This window comes from Pedobacter sp. KBW06 (genome assembly GCF_003852525.1).
Lineage (GTDB): Bacteria > Bacteroidota > Bacteroidia > Sphingobacteriales > Sphingobacteriaceae > Pedobacter.
On the sequence record NZ_QAJL01000003.1, the window covers coordinates 1,432,709 to 1,451,402 of the forward strand.

Here is an 18,694-nt window from a genome sequence, read left to right on the forward strand (position 1 = left end):
TTTCCAGGTAAATTTATAAAATTCCCTCCTGAAAAACTGCCGGTTTGAAGCTCCGCCATAAAAAAACAAGTGTAACCAGGGTCATCATCAAATCAATCGCCGCGCTTCCCCAATACACACTGTCAATCCCGAAAAACAAAGGCAATACATACATGAGAGGAAGGTAAAATAGCGCCTGCCGGGAAATGGCAAGAATGCTGGCTTTCTTCCCTTCGTTAATCGCCGGGAAATACGATAGCGCCATCACAATCACAGGCAGGAGCGGCAATACAGACATATAGATCCTAAGGTTATGAATCAATTTACCGGTAATGACCATGTCGGGCATGATTGCAGAAAGTACCTGATGAGGAAAACACATCATCACCGCCCAGAAAGGAAGCACAACCAGCAGCCCTGTACCAATAAAGATCAGCAGGGATTGTCGGGCGCGAAGCAATTGTCCTGCACCATAATTCATTCCCGCAACCGGCTGTAAGCCCCTCATCAAACCAAACAAGGGGGTCAATAAGAACAGATAAAACCGGTTCACCACGGTATAAAATACCAGATCTGGTTCAGAACCAAAACGCGAGAGCGCATTAAACACCACCAGATTCTGTAATACCGCCATCACCGTAAAGATCATTTCCGGTAAGCCCAGAGACAAAATTTTCAAGGCAATGCTTTTATCGAAATCAAAAGAAGTCCATTTCGTTTTAAAGGATGCCTTCCCTTTGGAAAAATGCCATAAGCCCAAAACAGAATATAAGATCATTCCGACATTGGTTGCCCATGCGGCGCCCGAGACGCCCCAGCCAAGGGTAGCAATAAAAATGGGTTTCAATAAGACATCAATTCCTAAGCCGAGGCCAATCATCCAGGCAGCAGTTCTCATTTTGCCCTCTCCCCGAATCATCATGTTAACGGAGAAACCATGAATCCAAAACAAGGAACCCAATAAGGTGACCCTAAAATACTCGGCAGAAAGTACTGCCATTTCTCCCCTTGCCCCCATCATATGAACCAGCTGTTCCGCAAAAACGTAGGCAGGAATGGAAAAGAGCAGGGAACCAAACAGAGAAAGTACATTCACCGTCCCAAACACCCGATACAGTTTATCCTGTTGCCCGGACCCAAGCCACATGCTGATGGAAGCACTGGACCCGATCCCGATCAAACGGCCAAAACCGAGTGTAATCTGCGACAAGGGATAGGCAATCCCAACTGCGGCCAGGGCATTACTGTTCATCAGATGGCCCACAAGAATGGCATCCAGGAAATTGTTAAGCCCATACAGCACAATCGCCAGAACTGCCGGCCAGGAGGTTTGCCACATCACTCTTTTCAAAGGTCCGTTCAGGATGAAATGTTTTTGACTGGTCATCCGCTGTTATATTCCGAAATGCTGGAAGGCGATCTTGCTTTCCACTTTGTAAACTTCCCTTTTTGTAATGGCATTCAGGATGCTCGCATTGCGATAAGCACCCATTCCCAAATCCGGGGTAACAAATCCATGGGTATGCAACTCCGCATTCTGAACGAAAATATCATCCTCTTCCTTACCGATACTGTAATTGCGTTTCACATCAAACAAACCATCTTCAGTCCTGGCGATCCGACTTTCCATCCCTTTGATAAAGGCTGGTGTTTTATACTTATATCCTGTGGCCAGTACCACAAATGCAGCTTTATGGGTAAAGGATTGCTGTTGCTGTACCTGAGTGAAATGTAAGGTGTTCATTCCCGATGCATCCTGGCTAATCTGATCCAGCTGACTGCATGGCCTCAATTCGACATTCAAAGGTTTGTTGTCAACACTCATTTCATAAAGCTGGTCAAAAATCTCATTGATCAGGTCAAAGCTGATGCCCTTATAAAGTGGCGGCTGTTTCAACAGGATCGCTTTGCGCTTTTCAGCAGCCATATTATAGAAATAGTCTACATATTCCGGCGAGGTCAGTTCCAGTGTGAGTTTGGAATACTCCATGGGAAAGAAGCGGTCAGGGCGGGAAAACCAGCTCATGTGCAAACCATTTTCCGTTTCCGGCAAAAGGTCCTGAAAGATCTCAGCCGCACTTTGTCCGGAGCCAATTAAGGCGACAGATCCTCTTTTTACAATTTCTGCACGATTGGACAAATAATCCGAAGTATGAATCACCTGCTCAGCCGGGATGCCGCCATCAAGGTCTGGAAAACAAGGTGTAGTACCTGTCCCGAGTACAATCTTTGTTGCATAATAGATTTCTTCCCGGCCAGTCAGACTGTTGTTCACCTGTACACAGTAGTGTTTTTCGGCTGCAATGTACTCCACCTGCTCTACCCCCCTGCTAAACAAACAATTGGACAGGCTTTCGGCCACCCACTTACAATAGACATTGTATTCTTTGCGCAGGATGTAAAAGTTCTCCCTGATGTAAAATTTATACAGGCGGTCTGTTTCCTTTAAAAAGTTAAGAAAGCTGTATTTGCTGGAAGGATCTGCCATCGTCACCAAATCAGCCATAAAAGGCACTTGTAAAGTAGCCGAGTCCAGCATGAGGCCCGGATGCCAGTCGAACGCTGCCGAACGGTCCAGAAATAACGTGGATAATTCCTTTACAGGTTCACTTAATGCGGCAAGGCCGAGGTTAAAAGGACCAATTCCAATCCCTATGATATCGTATTTTTTTGTAGTGCTCAACTTAAATATATTTTACAAATGTGATGTTACTGATACATAACACCCTGTAAACCGGCAGGTCTGCCGGAGTACAAGGTGTATTTGAAATTAAACGAGAGAGGGTTTACAATAGGGAATTAACAGATTTACTTTCCGGACATTTTTCAAAATAAGATTCCCGGGTACAAAAGGTCAGACTGGCTGTTTTATGTGGCATTTCGATGATGCCCTGCAAGCTATATCCCAATTTAACAATCAGTTTATTACAGGCGATCGCATCACTGGATGCCTCTCCGATACACCTGCCTACCTCCGGCTGTGCAAAGATCCAATCCAATGCAGCCTGGAAAGACTGGAAAGAAAACTTCTTGTCTTTCTGTGTTTCTGCAACAAAGAAATGAGTTCCATGATCCGTTGGCAAGGCATCATAATGTGCCCCCACAACATCTCTCATAGGCCAGTAAGGCTCAAAGGTAAATGCAGGAACACCATTGATCTCACCGATAAAACTGTGCATCTCATCACTTGGCAATATGGTCCGGTAAAAAGTCTCGAGGTTTCGGATCGGACCGTTCATTTTCCAGAAAGGAATCGCATGTTCACGGTTGAACCATTCATGAACCAATTCCAGGTCACGGTCAATGTCGAAGGGACGAAGTGTGACCTTAATGTCCTGCGCTTCAAAATAACGGGTATAGACCACCTCTTTACCCAGAGGCTTGATCAGGTCATGACATAAGAAATATTTACTCAGTGGATTTGGGGCATCCCTAAAAACAGCAGGATATTCCATAGATACATCCGCCTCATTGATGTTTTGTAAGCTGGTCAGGTAATTGGCCTTGGTATCCCAGCTGCGGCTGTTCAGAATATAGCTGACCAAACCTGTTTCATCGGTATCCTCCAGGTCTTTGAACTCTTTGTAAACCAGATCCAGCAATCTTTTCTCCTCTGCGAGTCCCTGAGAACCAAAGGCATTTACGACTCCAAGAATATTATTCGTGGCCAGGTAATAGGTATATTTTGGTGCCAGGTAAGCCTCATTCATGATCGACTGGCTTTCCTCGGCAATACCGGGAATTGCAGCGCTCACCTCAGCCTGTCTGCCTTCTCTGAAAAAAAAACCTTGATTGTCCCTGAAATACAGCTTTGCCGGAAAAAGGTTTTTATCCAGCTCTACCATTACATTCTGCTGGTGGAACTCACAAGCGAGGCCATATTTGTTCAACATGCCAACAACAGGCCTGATACAGATGTGCAGGTATTGCTTAAACCAGAGTTCAGCAATATAGGAAACCGGCTTTCCCTGTTTTTCAGCGGCAGTCGAAATGAGCTTACTCAGCCTCGAAGGTTGCCCTAAGATCCCATCCTGACAAAGCGCAGCAAGCAGGGTCACATTCTTAGTACCGGCTTCTCCTTTAAAAGGATTGCGGCGAATGGAAATATTGAACCCATTCATCACTTTATTGTTAAAACGAACGGCGATAAAAGCAGGATCAACGATAAAATCAATTTCAGGAAAATCCCTTTGCAATCCCTTTCCCCATTCGGTTTTCAGCAATCTGCTGATGTCGTATCCCCGGTGTAATTCAGGATACAAATTGATCCTTTCCGAATTGGTGATTTTCACATGCAGGGAAAACTTAAACATCCAGTCACAATCCTCATTGTAGACGGTACGAACGGAAGACGTTGCGGTAAAAAATTCGCCCCATTGTCCTAAGCTAAACAACCTATTTTCCGCCTGCATCTGTTGTACTTCTTCCTGCTGAAGCAAATAACCAGCCTCCCAGGGATGCATAGGAACAACGGTAAATTCAGGATATTCCTGCAAGAGCCCAAAAACCAGTGCATCTTCTGCAGCCAGTTTTAAAAGTTCTTTTTTTAATACGACTGATGGTAAAATATCATCGGCTGTTTTTTCCAGGATGTTTTCATTATGGATCAGAAAATAATGAAGCTGAAACCTGCCACCCGTCTCAGGTGAATACTTCAACAGGTCTTCTTCATTAAAGCCGAGTTTTGATTTTGGCAATGGATGAACGATGTGTCCCAGCAGTAAGGATTGCTCTGCCTGGATAAAAGACATTTCTGTTTCATTCACCAGTCCTCCGTTTTCCAGGAAATGGTTCAGATAAGTCTCCAGGTTATCAATGCTGTTTTGTAAACGGGCCTGTGTGATCGCGGCATCAATTCCAGGATACAGGCTTTTTCCATAGCTTACCGTTAAACCGACAAAATCATGAGGATTAACTGATTTGATCTCATCCGTTTTCAGGTCCCGCTGAACAACAGGGAAATGGAAAAGATGGCGGCCACTTTCTGAAAAATATTTTAAAGGGACATAGACTTCCAGGTCAATGGAAGAAAAGTCTATCCTGAGGTGCTGCTCATATCCGGAAGCGATGAAATGATCCGCCACCGGCTGATCGTATTTGGGAATGCCCATATACCGGCTCCAGTTGCTGAATTCCCTGCAATAGCAATTCAATAATGCGGTATAGTTTACTGCAATCGCCTCTTCCAGCAACTCAGTTGTTTTCAATATAGTCGTTTCCATGTTTTTTAATCGTTAGGAGGATGTTTTTAATGTGAGTAGTGGTTGTAAATGGGTTGAGTAAGGTAAATTTCAGGTAAAATGCGCCGTTAATTTTAGTTCCGGCAACAAGCGCATCGCCCTGCTGGAGCATTTTAGCTTTGATGTACTGGTTCATTTTCGTGGCACTGACCGGTTTGATCAGGAATGGGTTATACCGGAATACCAGTGCAGAAAGATCGGAATGGTTCAACAAGTCAAAATCCGGATGCGCATCAAGAAGGACTGCTACCTGAGCAGCGGTTGCTATAATTTTATCGATGTAAGTCCCCAGCTTTTCTCTGCCCATAATCCGAAGGGTAAACCACAATTTCAGGGCATCAAAACGACGTGTGGTCTGAATAGATTTATTCACCTGATTTGGGATGTCATCCTGACTTTTTGGATTGAGGTAATCTGCATAATGGGTAATCAGGCCGAAATACCGTTTATCGCTCACCAGAAAAGCACTGCTGCTTACCGGCTGAAAGAAGGCTTTATGGTAATCCGTAGTCACCGAATTGGCCAGCTCCATGCCACGCAGCAAATGTCCGTGTTGATCTGATAACAATAAACCACAGCCATACGCTGCATCTACATGGAACCAGAGTTTGTATTTAGCGGCCAGCTGTCCGATCTCCGTCATGGGGTCGATGTTTCCAAAATCCGTAGTCCCTGCCGTGGCCACCACTGCAATCGGGATATTACCAAGTTCAATTTCCCTGCGGATGGCATCTTCCAGCAATACGGTATTCATGCGAAAAGAGCGGTCTGTTCTTACGCTGATCACAGATTTTTCGCCCAGACCAAGGATGGCAGCATTCTTTTGAATGCTGAAATGTCCGGCTTCCGAAACAAAAATCCTGAACCGGGAAGCCTCTGCCGGCAATCCGTTTTCTTTAATGTTATGCCCTAAATGTTCGATAGAAAAATGATCACGGGCCAGTAGCAAGCCCATGAGGTTACTTTGGGAACCACCACTGGTAAAGATCCCATCTGCCTGTCCGCCGAAACCAATCGCGCCGGTAGTCCAGTTGATCAGTTTTTGTTCAATCAATGTTCCGCCAGCACTTTGGTCCCAGGTATCAAGGGATGAATTAATCGCACTGATCATCACTTCGGCGGCAATTGCAGGGATTACAACGGGGCAATTCAGGTGGGCAACATATTTGGGATGATGAAAGGCGATGGCATGTTTGGTGTACAGTTGCTCGACCTCTGAGATGACCGTTTCATAATCCGGAAGTGGCTCATTGAGGTTAATGGACTCAAACTGAGGCCTGAGTTGAGCGGGACTTACCCCGCTGAACGGTTTTTTATTGTTATGCAGGAAACTGACCACAGATCTGCTGGCCAGACCTATCGCTTTGATATATTCATCAGAAGAACCTTCATAGAAAATATCATCAAAAGGGGTATTCGCTGCCAGGGCAGCAAGCACATCCTCATTTTCATAATTGACGTTTGAGTTTGCTATCATTTTCGTTGTTTCTAATAGGTGATGAAATCCTCATGAGCCCGGGGGGATGCTCATGAGGTTTCTTGATTATAGATGTAGGGTGGATGTTAATACGTAATGGAATAGCTCAGCATATAGGTTCTGCCTCTGCCATTGTATTGATAAAGTTCTGATGGAGCACCATAAAAGATCACTGCGCGCTGTCCCCAGAAGGTCAGGTACTGCTTATTGAATACATTTTGTACGCCTGCAGACAAGACACCAAGGGGAAGTTTCAGGCTTCCAAGAAGGTCTATGGTTGTAAAACCTTTCAACTCCAGTGCCTGATAGTCTTTCAGGTTAAAGGTATGTACCCCCTGAACACGGACAGAGAAATCATCGGCCTTCCAACCCGCATATGCCACTGCTTTTGAAGGATTATTGGTGATGATGGAATTTCTTTTCCAGCCATCGGCGGGTGTTTTAATTTCCGCAACAATCACATGTGCACTTGCGCCTACGTCAAATCCTTCAGGCGCCTGACGGTAACTGACTTCCGCTTCAAGCCCATAATTGCGGACATGCTGATCGCTCAGCGAAATGGTAAAGGTGCTGAAATTGGTCAGCAGTGCTTTATCGGAAAGCGAGTAATAAACTGCAGCCTGTGCATTGAAACCGGTTTTTGCAGGTCTCCTCCATCCCAGTTCAAACTGATTGGTCTTCACCCCGCTTAAAGGACTGTCTTTTACATTGATGCTGTTTAGTAATTTCCAGTGGTCTCCCTCTCTTTGATAGGAACCAATGCCATAAGTTTTTGCCGGATCAGGAACAGAAAAGCCCTGGGCAAAATTAGCCCATACCTGCTGCTGGTCGTTCAGTTTGTAAATCACACTTCCATTAAACAGAGTGACATTATAACTGTTCTTTCCACCCGGAATGGCGTCTGCAGAAGTACCCACACCATAGTTCACAGATACCTGCTGCTGAAAACGAACGAAATCGTCGACAGATACGCTCATGTGCTGGCGGCGAATTCCACCGGCAATAGCCAGTTGATCAGTTACCGCCCAGCTTGCCTGTGCAAAACCAGAGAATCCAACAATTCGGTTGTCCGGAAAACGGCCAAGGGTATTTGCAATCCGGTTGGTTAAACCACCGGTACTATAAGTAGTCGGCGCATCAAAAAATGCTTGTTTCCCAATAAAACTCTCCCTGTCGAAATCAGCACCATAGGTCAGGTTTACCTGATCAAACTGTTTGGAAAGCACCATTCGGAAACCCCAAAGGTTGGTGTTCTGACGGGAAGCTGCCAAAGGCAATGGCAATACATTTCCCGGTGATACGGTCAATTCCCGGGTTCTTACAATTCCTTCGGGAAAAGAAGGACTGAAATCCAATTTTTCTGTTCTCCAATAGCCCTGAAACTGGAAATTCTGTCCACCTAAAATATCAGTAATCCGGTATTGTCCGTTTACAAAAAATCTTTTGCTGCGTGGAACGACATCCGAACTAAAACCATCTCTGATGTCGAGCAGGGATGGGTCAGGAGCCTGGCCATTATTGGCATTTGCAGGTAAGCCTCCCGCCAGATTTTGTCCGAGGAATAAGCCCTTATCACTGTTGTATTTGGATTCGTAATACTGTGCATCAAAGTTAAGCGTCTGGTTTTTCCCTGGCTTAATGTCTACATTACCAAAGAGGTCTATGGTCCTGTTGTACTGAAAATCACTCTGTTTGGTATCAATCACGATCTGGCGATTCTTGCCATCAAAGGCACCGGCATTCTGCTGATAAGCAAAACCCAGCCTTCCTTTCACCACCTCATTTCCTGCAGAAATGGATTGCGCAAAACGCAGGTCATGATCGCCACTGTTGCGCAGGCCGCTTCTTCCGCCAACCTCGGTCTCCAGAGATAACTTTTGCGCTTTTGCCTTTTTAGTCACAATGTTAATGATCCCTCCGGTAGCATCACCACCATAAATAGCGCTGGCACCAGATAAGACTTCTATCTTCTCTATATTGAATGGGTCAATCGCATCGAACTGCCGGTTGGTGGCACGACTGCTGTTTAATGAAACACCATCAAGCATCACCAGGATATTTCTGCCACGCAGGTTCTGTCCGTAATTAGACCTCCCCTGGTTACCAATGTCAAGACTTGGGATCAGGATGCCCAATGCTTCTTTTAAAGGAACACCAGACCTGATCTGTGCCTGCAGCTTAGCACTGTCTACCACCCAGACTGTTCCCGGGATATCGCTGATATGCTTAGGCGTGCGGGAAGAGACCACCACCACTTCATCCAGATCTTCCATCTGCCGGATATTTTCAGTGGTCGCAGAAGGTACCTCCTTCGTCTCTATCGTAATGACATTATCTTTGACATCCAGTCTTTTCAGCGATTTGCCCAACAACTCGTTTAACAATGTTTTTAATGATTTATTAGCAGAATTTACAGTGACAATTTTATCGACGTTCAGCTTGGTACTGCTGTAAGTAATATTTACGCCTGCTTTATCACCGATGGCGGATAAGGCGTCGGAAAGACGTACATTCTTTAGCTGAATGTTTACGGCACGGTCTAATATACTCGTCTGAGCGGCTACATTTAAGGAGAAAAACAACATTAAAATCAGCGTATATGCTAATGCTGAAATGGCTTTTGTGTTTTTTTTCTTTTGGATCGGATCCTGACCGCAATATTTCTTGAAAATATTGCCGACAGTAATTAAGTGTTTCATATGTTTGTTAAGTGTTAAATTGATATACTCGATTGACATGCCCGGTGCGTAGTTTGGCGATGAAACACCGGGTTAATGTTTTTAATAAATTATAATCCTGTTCCTTTCTGTTTTATATTTAAATTGAATGGCAACAGACAAGCTGTGCATGACTCCTGATACCGTTGGCTGATCAAACTTTCCGCTAAACCGGTCTTCTTTCAACCCTGCTCTTTCGATGATAACTTTCACATTAAACCAGCGCTCCATTTTCAGCGCCACTGCAGAAAGCTTTTCATTGTCGAATACCAGTTTTCCTTCCTTCCATGCCGCATATTTTGCCGCATAAACATTGCTGCTGAGCAAGGGTTCTCCGGGAATATAAATCCCACGCTGATCGGGATTAACAAGAACCGATTGCTTCCCGGCCTGATCAGAGAAACTGACTTTTCCTTCCGTCACCACGATTTCGGTTGCTTTATCTTCAGGATAAGCCTTTAAATTGAAACTCGTCCCCAGAACTCTGGTGCTGGTTCGGGCAGTATGGATGAGGAATGGTCGGTTGGCATCTTTTGCCACTATAAAAAAGCCTTCTCCGCTAAAATCAAGGACTCTGGAAGAATCACTGAAATGTTCTGGGTATTTCAAACTGCTTTGCGCATTTAACTGAACAACGGTACCATCAGGCAAAATATGTCTCAATTTCTCTCCCTTTCCGGTTTTGACTTCAAGAAAGGTCAACGCAGCCTGGCGCTGATCAATTCCTTGTCCGGAATCCCGCAGGGCATAAAGCAAAGCTCCGGTTCCGATAATTACAGCAAAACAAGCTGCAGCTACAATCCTCATCCATGGTTTAAAAATTACCAGACGAGGTTTTTTAGTTAAATTAAGACGATGAGACAAGCTGTCCCATTCCTGATCTTCCATCAATTGGAGATCAGTATCTTCAGGAAAGTCAGTGTGAATAGAAGCTGTGCCCAGCCAGTCCTCTACCGCAGCTTTCTCCGCTGCGCTGCAAAGTCCGAGATGATATTGCTCTAAAAGTTCTTGTGTTATTTTGATACTCATCCAATAATAATCCGGTTACTCCCGGTGATTTGATAGTATAGCTGATTAACTCGGTCTTTTTCCTAAGACTGATTCTAAACAATATCGCAAGACACTGATATTAAGCTAAATAATTTTAAATTATTTTTTATCTGTTGTAATCTACGAGGTTTTCCCGGAGAAAATCAAGTACTTTATACAGGTGATACTCTACTGTTTTCTCTGAAACCAGCAGCATTTCGGCGATGGATTTCTTATCCAACCCTTTTTCCCTGCTCAAACGATAAATTTCACGGGACCTGCTGGGTAGCTGATCGACCAGAGAATTGACACTGGCAGCAAGCTCCCGGTATTTCAACAGATCTTCGGTATAGGTACCGGCATTAGTATGGTCCTGCAAGGCTTGCTGAAGAATCCTTTTTCTGTTGGCCGTAGTCCGGCAATATTGAAAGACTTCCAGCTTCGCAGAACGGAACATATATTCTTCTATTCCGGAGCTAAGCTTCAGCGTGTCCCTGCGCTTCCAGAGCGATTCAAAAATATCCTGGGTAAGCTCTGCAGCCACCTCCTTATCCTTCAGCGAGCAATAACAAATCCCAAATATTTTCTGCCAGTACGTACGATACAACTGCTGAAACGATCTTTCATCTAAATGAAAGGCAACTAAATCGCTATTGTTGGTGTGCTCTGACAAATCCCTGTGTTTTGGACAAAGGTATTATTTAGACTGATTATAAACAAGTGTAAGCCACAAATTATTCAACCTGGCCAAATCGCTTTCAGCTATTTCTTTTGCTGCAATTTCTCCTGCTTTAAATAAAGAAAAGACGATGGATGAGGCTGGATGAATTAAATTATAAAAATATTTATTAACCTATTGTGACAATATAAAGTAAAATAAGAAAATTAGACAAAAGGATACCTTTCTTATAAAAAACAGCATACTCAATTCAATGATAAAAATGAAGGACTTAGAAATGCACGACCGGCTTTATACCGAAATATCCCTTGTAGTCAGCAAGGCCAAACAAAGAGTTTACCAGAATAGCAATAAGATCTTACTGCAGATGTATTGGCAGATTGGAAAATTAATCATAGAAGATGAACAGGAGGGTAAAGCCAAAGCAATATATGGTAAGGCAACACTGAAAAATCTCGCTAAATTACTGACCATTAAATTTGGGAAGGGCTTCGATGAGCGAAATCTCAATAATATCCGCTCTTTTTTCAATGCCTTTCCAATTTGGAACGCAGTGCGTACCGAATTGAGCTGGACGCATTACCGCATCATCAGTCGCCTCGAAACAACATCACTAAGATCGAGGTACATACAGCACTGTGTTGAAGGCAATTGGGATACCAGAACCCTCCAAAGAAATATCAAAACCCAATACATTGGAAGGATACTGGAAGAAGATGATCCGGAAATACCTGCAGCAAAACAACTCATAAAAGATCCCTATATTTTCGAGTTTCTTGGAATTACAAAAGACCTGCCCGCTTCCGAGAGCAATATTGAAATGGCTTTAATCAACCATATTCAGCATTTTATGATGGAATTAGGAAAAGGTTTTGCTTTCGTCGCCAGACAGCAGCACATCGTAACAGATACCTCAGACTTTTTTATAGACCTGGTATTCTATAACTATTACCTCAAATGCTTTGTGCTGATCGATCTGAAAACTCAGAAACTTAGTCATGAAGCCATTGGCCAGATGGATATGTATGTAAGAATGTACAATGACTTGAAAAAAGGTCCCGATGACCAGCCTACACTTGGAATGATCCTTTGCACAGAAAAAGATGAAACCCTGGTAAAATATTCGGTATTGGCTGAAAATGAAAAATTATTTGCCAGTAAGTACCGGCTGTACCTTCCTGATGAATTGGAATTGAAACAATTGATGGATCAGGACCGTGTCAGGTTTGAACTGGACAACCTGGAAGAATAAAAGAAAGATCAGCCCCCACATAAATGAGGCTGATCTTCTTTAATACTTATCCTTTAAGTCTCTTATACCTTAACAAGGCTTCCAGGAAATAATAATCTGCATAAATCAAAGGAACATCGATCTCTGAGGTATGAGGAATACTCCCTACAGAATGCTTCAGAATAAATCCTGCATTCGTACCGGGCTCAGCTAAATAAGGCGCCTTTGATAAAGAATTGATCATTTGCTCCGCCTGCTGATAATAAGCTTTTCCACCTTTCCCCAAATAGGTACTCAGTTCAAAAAGTGCAGAAGTCGCCACCGATGCCGCGGAAACATCACGGGGAACAACGGCAAACTTAGCGGCATCATATTTCCAGTCCGGCTGATAGCCCTTTTGGTTCACGTTAAAATCCCAGTAAGGAATCTTGTCTTTCGGCAGGTTGCTGTTTTTCAAATAGAAATCAGCCATTTTCCTGGCCGTCTCCAGGAAACGCTTGTCTTTGGTTTCCCTGTACACCATGGTAAATCCATAAATTCCCCAGGCCTGTCCCCTTGCCCAGGTGGAATTGTCAGAATAGCCCTGATTGGTCTGGCTGTTCAGGACCTTACCGGTCTGCGCATCATAATTGATCACATGATAAGAACTGTAATCCTTTCTCACATGGTCTCTCATCGCGTTTAAAGCATGGCTAACCGCAATGTCTTTATACTTAGGGTTTCCGGTTACTTTCGAAGCATAGAACAACAGCTCCAGGTTCATCATATTGTCAATAATTACCGGATACTTCCACATCGTTTTCTTGTCCCATGACAGCTTTGGGTTCCAGGACTTGATTGAGCCAACTTTTGCATCATATCTGCTGCATAGTGACTCCGCCGACTGGATCAGGATGTCTTTATAAGCAGGGTTATTTGTTAAACGCAAACCATTTCCATAACTGCAATACATCACAAAACCTACATCATGATGCACTGTATTGTATTTGCCTTCTTCCAATGCTGCAGTCCATTGTTCTGCCGCTGCTTTCCATTTCGCATCACCGGTATATTCATATAAATACCATAGCCCTCCCGGAAAAAAACCTCCGGTCCAGTCGTGTACATCCGTATATTTCACAGATCCGTCCGGATTGGTCGTACGCGGAAACAGCTTCAGGTCCTTCGCCGTTGTCAGCATTTGGGTGTATTGTTTTTCCGCTACAGCAAAGTCCTTTCCGATGAGTTCTGTCTTGGGAGAGAACCATAAAAAGGAAGAAGCGCAGACAGAAAGTGCCAATGCCGAAGCCAGCAACAACGGCTGTTTTTTCTTAATTAAGTTGTTTAGTCTCATTTGATTGTTTTATAGGGTTATTATAGGTGTTACCAACCTTTATTATTTGGAAGCAAGAGTTTGTTCACCGAAGTTTCATACAATGGAATCGGGAAGAGCAAGTGTCTGACATCCACATTACTCCCTCCTATCGCGATATATTTGAAATTTGTCGGAGCCCCTGCAGTAGCGTCTGCAGCTGTCTTTTGCAGGTTTCCAATATAGTCTTCCCAGCGGATCAGGTCTGCCCTGCGCAAAGCCTCAAAGCAAAGCTCTTTCTCTCTTTCATTCTTAATCACAGCGCGGAAGGCATCTTTTGAAGCCGTTTGTGCTGTGGTTAAAGCCTCATCTCCCGCAACCGATATCGTTGCACCCGCTACCGCTCCTGTCCCTACCCCACCAGAAAACGTCACGGTAGGTACAGAGGTATAAAAAGCACCAAAATCGGTAATGTTGACGGCTGTAATTTTACCAGCGGTAATGGTCACTGTAGCCGTAGCATTCCGGCTTGCTCCTCCACCCGTAATGGTCACTACCGGAGGGTTCGTTGCCAGGTATCCGGCGCCACCTGCAGTTACGTTAACCGTTCTCAATTGTTCGCCCGACAAGTTCTTGCCGAAAGCCCGCTTTCTCAATTGGTTTACCGCGCCGATACCATCAGCACCGGGTCCATTCACCTCATTGTCTGCTTCAGCAAGCATCAGCAATACGTCCGCATACCTTAACAAAGGGAAATTTTGAGGGGTATAGTTTTTCTGTTTTTCCAGCAGTTCATACTCTCTTCTGAACTTGCCGGAATTTCGCTGATAGATTTCCGCAGCAGTCCAGTTGATCCGGGTGGTAGTTGCCCCATTATACCTGAATGGTGCAATGGCCCAGTCCCTGCGCAGGTCCCCATTCTCATACAGCCTGAACAATCCCGGTGTTGCCCCTATAAATCCATAGCCATACCCTTCTTTTTCATTACTGCATAAAATGCCATTGTTGTTTCCAACCCTTCCGGCTTCGGTATATGCATTTCCGATACGGTTTCCCCAGAACTCTACTTCCCAGATGCTCTCCTTAATGTCGTACTTATCCTGGGCATAATTGATAAAAATCTGTTTGTAATCGTTATTCAAAGCATGACCGGCAGCACCTGAAACGACTTTTTTGGCCCAGGACAAGGCTTCTGCGTATCTGGAAACATCTTTCAAAGGATATCCTGCCATGTAGAGATTCACCCTCGCCAGGATTCCCTGCACGGCACTTTTGCTCACACGACCACCAAATCCAATCTCCGTAATCGATTTCACCAAGGTTTCGGCCTTCGTCATATCCGCAATAACCTGGTTGTATACCTCCCTTGCCGGCGTTCTGGCCACATCAGTAGAAACAATAGAAGCAGTAGGTTTCAGGATCATTGGCACATCTCCCCAATTGCTGACCAGCAAAAAGTGGTAATATGCCCTTAGAAATAGGGCTTCCCCTTCAATCACCCCGCGCTTAGTTTCGTCCATAGCCGGCTTTTTGATATTGGCCAGTACCAGGTTTGCCCTTTCGATCCCCTGATAAAGCGATTGCCAAAGCAAACGGATATCCGGATCGGAGGAATCAAAGTTGAGCACCTGTGTGCCCGTTGCCTGGGTACTCCTTTGGTAATAACTTTCATCGGTAGCTGCGGTGAGCCTGGTAAAAATGGAATTTCCATACACATTCTCACTTCCCATAATGTCATAGACGCCGGTCAGCGAATTGTTCATCTGTGCCTCTGTTGCGTAATAATAATCCGGAGACAAAGTATCTGTTGGTTTGGTGTCCAGAAACTTTTTACAGGAAACACTTCCTGTAACGATGATGAGGACTAATAAATATCTTAAAGCTTTCATTTGATCAGATTTTAAAATTAAAATGAAGTATTGATACTGAACACAATTGCCCTTGCCCGTGGATAGGCCGAATAATCGAAACCTGGTGTCAATGCAGAATTCCTGACAGAAACCTCCGGATCCATTCCTGAGTAATTGCTGAAAGTATATAGGTTCTGTCCGGATACGGAAGCCCTCAGACTTTTTAACCTCAGCCTTTTCAACACATCTGCTCCAAAATTATAGCCCAGTGAAACTGTCTTTATCCTCAGAAAAGAACCATCCTCAATCACACGGGAAGAGTAAACCCTTGGCCCCTGTCCTTTTGCCCTGTTCAGCGTATTGCTTGGATTTTCAGGTGTCCAGCGGTCTGCATAATTTGCATATTGGTTCAGGTTGGTCTTATCCAGCATATTTCCCTCAAACAGCATTCTGTTGGCATTATAGATGTCGTTTCCATAAGACCATTGCAGGAAAATACTCAGGTCAAAGTTTTTATAGTTGAAGTTATTGGTTAAGCCACCTACATGTAAAGGCTGACCTCTTCCAATCACGGTCTGGTCTTTTGTATCCACTACATTATTTCCATTCAGGTCCTTATACTTTACATCACCGGGTTTGATCGTACTTCTAACATTTCCGTTATTCGGCACATTGTCTTTCAGGGTATATACGCCCGGGCTGTTTTCGTTGAAATCACTAAACTGATAAATCCCGTCAAACTGATAGCCATAGAACTGCCCGATCGGCTGGTTTACCCTGGCAATGTACAATGGTATGCCGTTATAGGAATTCTCCCAGGCCAGGGAAGTGGTCCTGAAATCCTGGCCCTGATTCAAAGCCAAGACTTTAGAGCGGTTAAAACTGATGTTGAAGCTCGTCGACCATTTAAAGTCCTTGTGGTCTATATTTCTGGTGTTCAAAGTAAATTCCAATCCCTGATTCCTCACCTTTCCGATGTTTTTGAAAGCGCTCACATATCCTGTCGTATAAGGAAGATCGGCATCCAGCAGCAAGTCGTAGGTCGTTTTACGGTAAACATCTACCGTTAGTCCGATCCGGTCTTTAAACATGCTCAGGTCGTAACCAATATCCGCCTGGGAAGTACTCTCCCATTTCAGGTCCGGATTTCCAAAAGCCAATGGTACTGCTCCGGGATTGATGGTATTGTTAAATCCATAGGAGGCCCCGATGGGTAAACCCAATACAGAGAGGTAAGAGAAATCTCCAACCCGGTTATTTCCGGTTACCCCATATCCAACCCTCAGCTTTGCATCATTGATAAAAGTCAGATTTTTCAGAAAGTCTTCACTGCTCATCCTCCAGGCCAGGGATCCGGAAGGAAAATAGCTCCACCTGTTTCCTGCCATAAATTTAGAGGAACCATCGGCACGGAAAGAGGCACTCAGAAAGTATTTTGATTTGTAATCGTAGGTGACCCTGCCCAGAAAGGAAAGCAGTTTACTGTTGGAACTTACCGCGGTTACCGGCTGCGGAATCCCCTCATCCAGGCCATCCAGACCAAGCGTTTCGTTCGGTACCTGAGTTGCAGAAAACCCATATCTGGAGAAGCGGTCTCCCTGAAAAGTAAGGCCTCCTAAAACATTCAGGTTATGCACCTTATTGATGCGCTTTGCAAAGGTCAGAATGTTCTCATTTAACCAGCTGCTATTTTGATTATAGATCATAGAGCCATTTACACCGGTTAAACTTCTTGGTCCGCCGTAATAAGTCTGGCTGTTATAGAACACATCATTTCTGCGCAGGTTATTCGTAATCCCTCCGGATACTTTTAAAGTCAGGTTCTTTGTAAAAGCGTACTGTGCATAAGCATTGGCACGTAAGTTATTGGTTGTGGCATTCCTCAATTCATTTTTCGTGGAAATCACCGGGTTCACGCGGTAATCATTGGAACCATCTACTCCCGGATCAAAGAGCTGATCGATTAAATCGCCAGTCCCGCTTGCTGAAGCAGGCCGGTATCCCCATACACTATACAGCAGGTTATTCGTTGCGGAGTTTGTTCCTGAACTTGGAATCGTTCCGCTGGTCTTGATATTGCTATAATCAAAACTTCCAAAAACCTTTAATTTGGGGCTGACTTCCTGTGTCAAAGACATTCTTCCCTGATAGCGGGAGAAACCTGAATTGATAATGATCCCATCCTGATCATTGATCGATCCGGAGATCACATATTTCGTTTTGTCGGTTCCGCCGGTCAGGGAGATGTTGTGCTCCTGTGAAGGTGCGGTTCTATAGATCTGACTTTGCCAGTCGGTCCCTGTCATACCTTTATAAGAATCAAGGGTTTTGCCATCTGTAAAATACAAAATTGGCGTATTTACAGGGTCCACCTCCTGCTGAAGTCTCACAAACTCATAAGGGTTCATCAGTTCCAGTTTTTTGATGTTTTGCTGAAAACCTACCGTTCCGGTGTAGGAAATGACAGCAGCCCCGATCTTACCACTTTTCGTGGTAATCAGGATCACTCCGTTTGCGCCACGCGCACCATATATCGCCGTTGCAGAAGCATCTTTCAAGACTTCAATAGATTCAATATCCGCCGGGTTAATGGCATTATTATTGGCGGTTTCAATAGGAAAGCCATCCACTACATATAAAGGAGAATTGTCCTGAGTGATGGAATTCTGACCACGTATGACAATGTTAAAGGAAGAACCCGGTTGTCCGTCATTGGAAGCCACCTGTACCCCCGCAACCCGGCCTGCCAAAGCTTCATCAAAAGATTTTACCGGTGCCTTTTGAAGGTCAGCCATATTCACACTGCCTACAGCTCCGGTCAGGTCTTTTTTCCTCACGGAACCATAACCAATCACCACAACATCGTTCAGCACTTTGCTGTCCTCGGCCAGGGTCAGGTTAATCACACCTTTATCGCCCACCGCAATTTCTCTTTGCAGATATCCGATATACGTAAAAACCAGGGTGGTGCTTCCCTTTACAGGAACCTGGATCGCATACTTTCCATCTTTATTCGTTGTGGCACCTCCTTTATTTCCTTTCAGGAACACGCTTACGCCGATTAAAGGAAGCCCGTCTGTACGGTCAGTGACGATGCCTTCTACCCTCCGCATGTCCTGGGCAAAGCCTGCACAGGCATACATCATGCACATCATAAAAAAGTACATTTTTTTCATACTCAGTAAGTTTAGATTTGGTTTT

Annotated in this window: 11 protein-coding genes; 1 reads left to right on the forward strand and 10 read right to left on the reverse strand. The window is 44.4% G+C overall.

Features of this window, described 5'->3' with window-relative positions; genetic code table 11:
* Nucleotides 1-13: 13 nt before the first annotated feature.
* From DBR43_RS20780 to DBR43_RS20810, 7 genes are all read right to left on the reverse strand, one after another.
* The gene (locus DBR43_RS20780) at nucleotides 14-1,366 is read right to left on the reverse strand and encodes an MATE family efflux transporter (protein WP_124584289.1); all 1,353 of its coding nucleotides are present in this window, start codon (nucleotides 1,364-1,366) and stop codon (nucleotides 14-16) included.
* A 6-nt stretch (nucleotides 1,367-1,372) separates the two neighbouring features.
* A complete protein-coding gene (locus tag DBR43_RS20785) occupies nucleotides 1,373-2,662 on the reverse strand; it encodes a lysine N(6)-hydroxylase/L-ornithine N(5)-oxygenase family protein (protein ID WP_124584291.1) in 1,290 nt (429 codons plus the stop codon).
* Between the two features lie 103 nt (nucleotides 2,663-2,765).
* Nucleotides 2,766-5,201 (reverse strand): GNAT family N-acetyltransferase, encoded by a 2,436-nt coding sequence (locus tag DBR43_RS20790; RefSeq protein ID WP_124584293.1) that lies wholly within the window; start codon nucleotides 5,199-5,201, stop codon nucleotides 2,766-2,768.
* On the reverse strand, nucleotides 5,173-6,696 hold the full coding sequence (locus DBR43_RS20795; protein WP_124584295.1) for a pyridoxal phosphate-dependent decarboxylase family protein: 1,524 nt from the start codon (nucleotides 6,694-6,696) through the stop codon (nucleotides 5,173-5,175). Before DBR43_RS20795 ends, DBR43_RS20790 begins: the two co-directional genes overlap by 29 nt.
* 86 nt (nucleotides 6,697-6,782) lie before the next feature.
* The gene (locus tag DBR43_RS20800; protein ID WP_158622563.1) at nucleotides 6,783-9,395 is read right to left on the reverse strand and encodes a TonB-dependent receptor; all 2,613 of its coding nucleotides are present in this window, start codon (nucleotides 9,393-9,395) and stop codon (nucleotides 6,783-6,785) included.
* Nucleotides 9,396-9,476: 81 nt separating this feature from the next.
* Nucleotides 9,477-10,442: a FecR family protein gene (locus tag DBR43_RS20805; protein ID WP_124584299.1), complete on the reverse strand. Its 966-nt coding sequence runs from the start codon at nucleotides 10,440-10,442 to the stop codon at nucleotides 9,477-9,479.
* 127 nt (nucleotides 10,443-10,569) lie between these two features.
* Nucleotides 10,570-11,115: an RNA polymerase sigma-70 factor gene (locus DBR43_RS20810; RefSeq protein ID WP_124584301.1), complete on the reverse strand. Its 546-nt coding sequence runs from the start codon at nucleotides 11,113-11,115 to the stop codon at nucleotides 10,570-10,572.
* 268 nt (nucleotides 11,116-11,383) lie between these two features.
* On the opposite strand from DBR43_RS20810, the gene DBR43_RS20815 reads away from it, so the two are divergent.
* Complete coding sequence (locus DBR43_RS20815) at nucleotides 11,384-12,373, forward strand: YhcG family protein (protein WP_124584303.1); 990 nt, start codon at nucleotides 11,384-11,386, stop codon at nucleotides 12,371-12,373.
* Nucleotides 12,374-12,419: 46 nt separating this feature from the next.
* On the opposite strand, the gene DBR43_RS20820 is transcribed toward DBR43_RS20815, so the two are convergent.
* From DBR43_RS20820 to DBR43_RS20830, 3 genes are read right to left on the reverse strand one after another with little or no spacing between them, the layout of a single operon-like run.
* Complete coding sequence (locus DBR43_RS20820) at nucleotides 12,420-13,685, reverse strand: glycoside hydrolase family 88 protein (RefSeq protein WP_124584305.1); 1,266 nt, start codon at nucleotides 13,683-13,685, stop codon at nucleotides 12,420-12,422.
* 29 nt (nucleotides 13,686-13,714) lie between these two features.
* On the reverse strand, nucleotides 13,715-15,532 hold the full coding sequence (locus DBR43_RS20825) for a RagB/SusD family nutrient uptake outer membrane protein (protein WP_124584307.1): 1,818 nt from the start codon (nucleotides 15,530-15,532) through the stop codon (nucleotides 13,715-13,717).
* Nucleotides 15,533-15,549: 17 nt separating this feature from the next.
* A complete protein-coding gene (locus DBR43_RS20830; RefSeq protein WP_233603068.1) occupies nucleotides 15,550-18,669 on the reverse strand; it encodes a SusC/RagA family TonB-linked outer membrane protein in 3,120 nt (1,039 codons plus the stop codon).
* Nucleotides 18,670-18,694 lie beyond the last annotated feature (25 nt).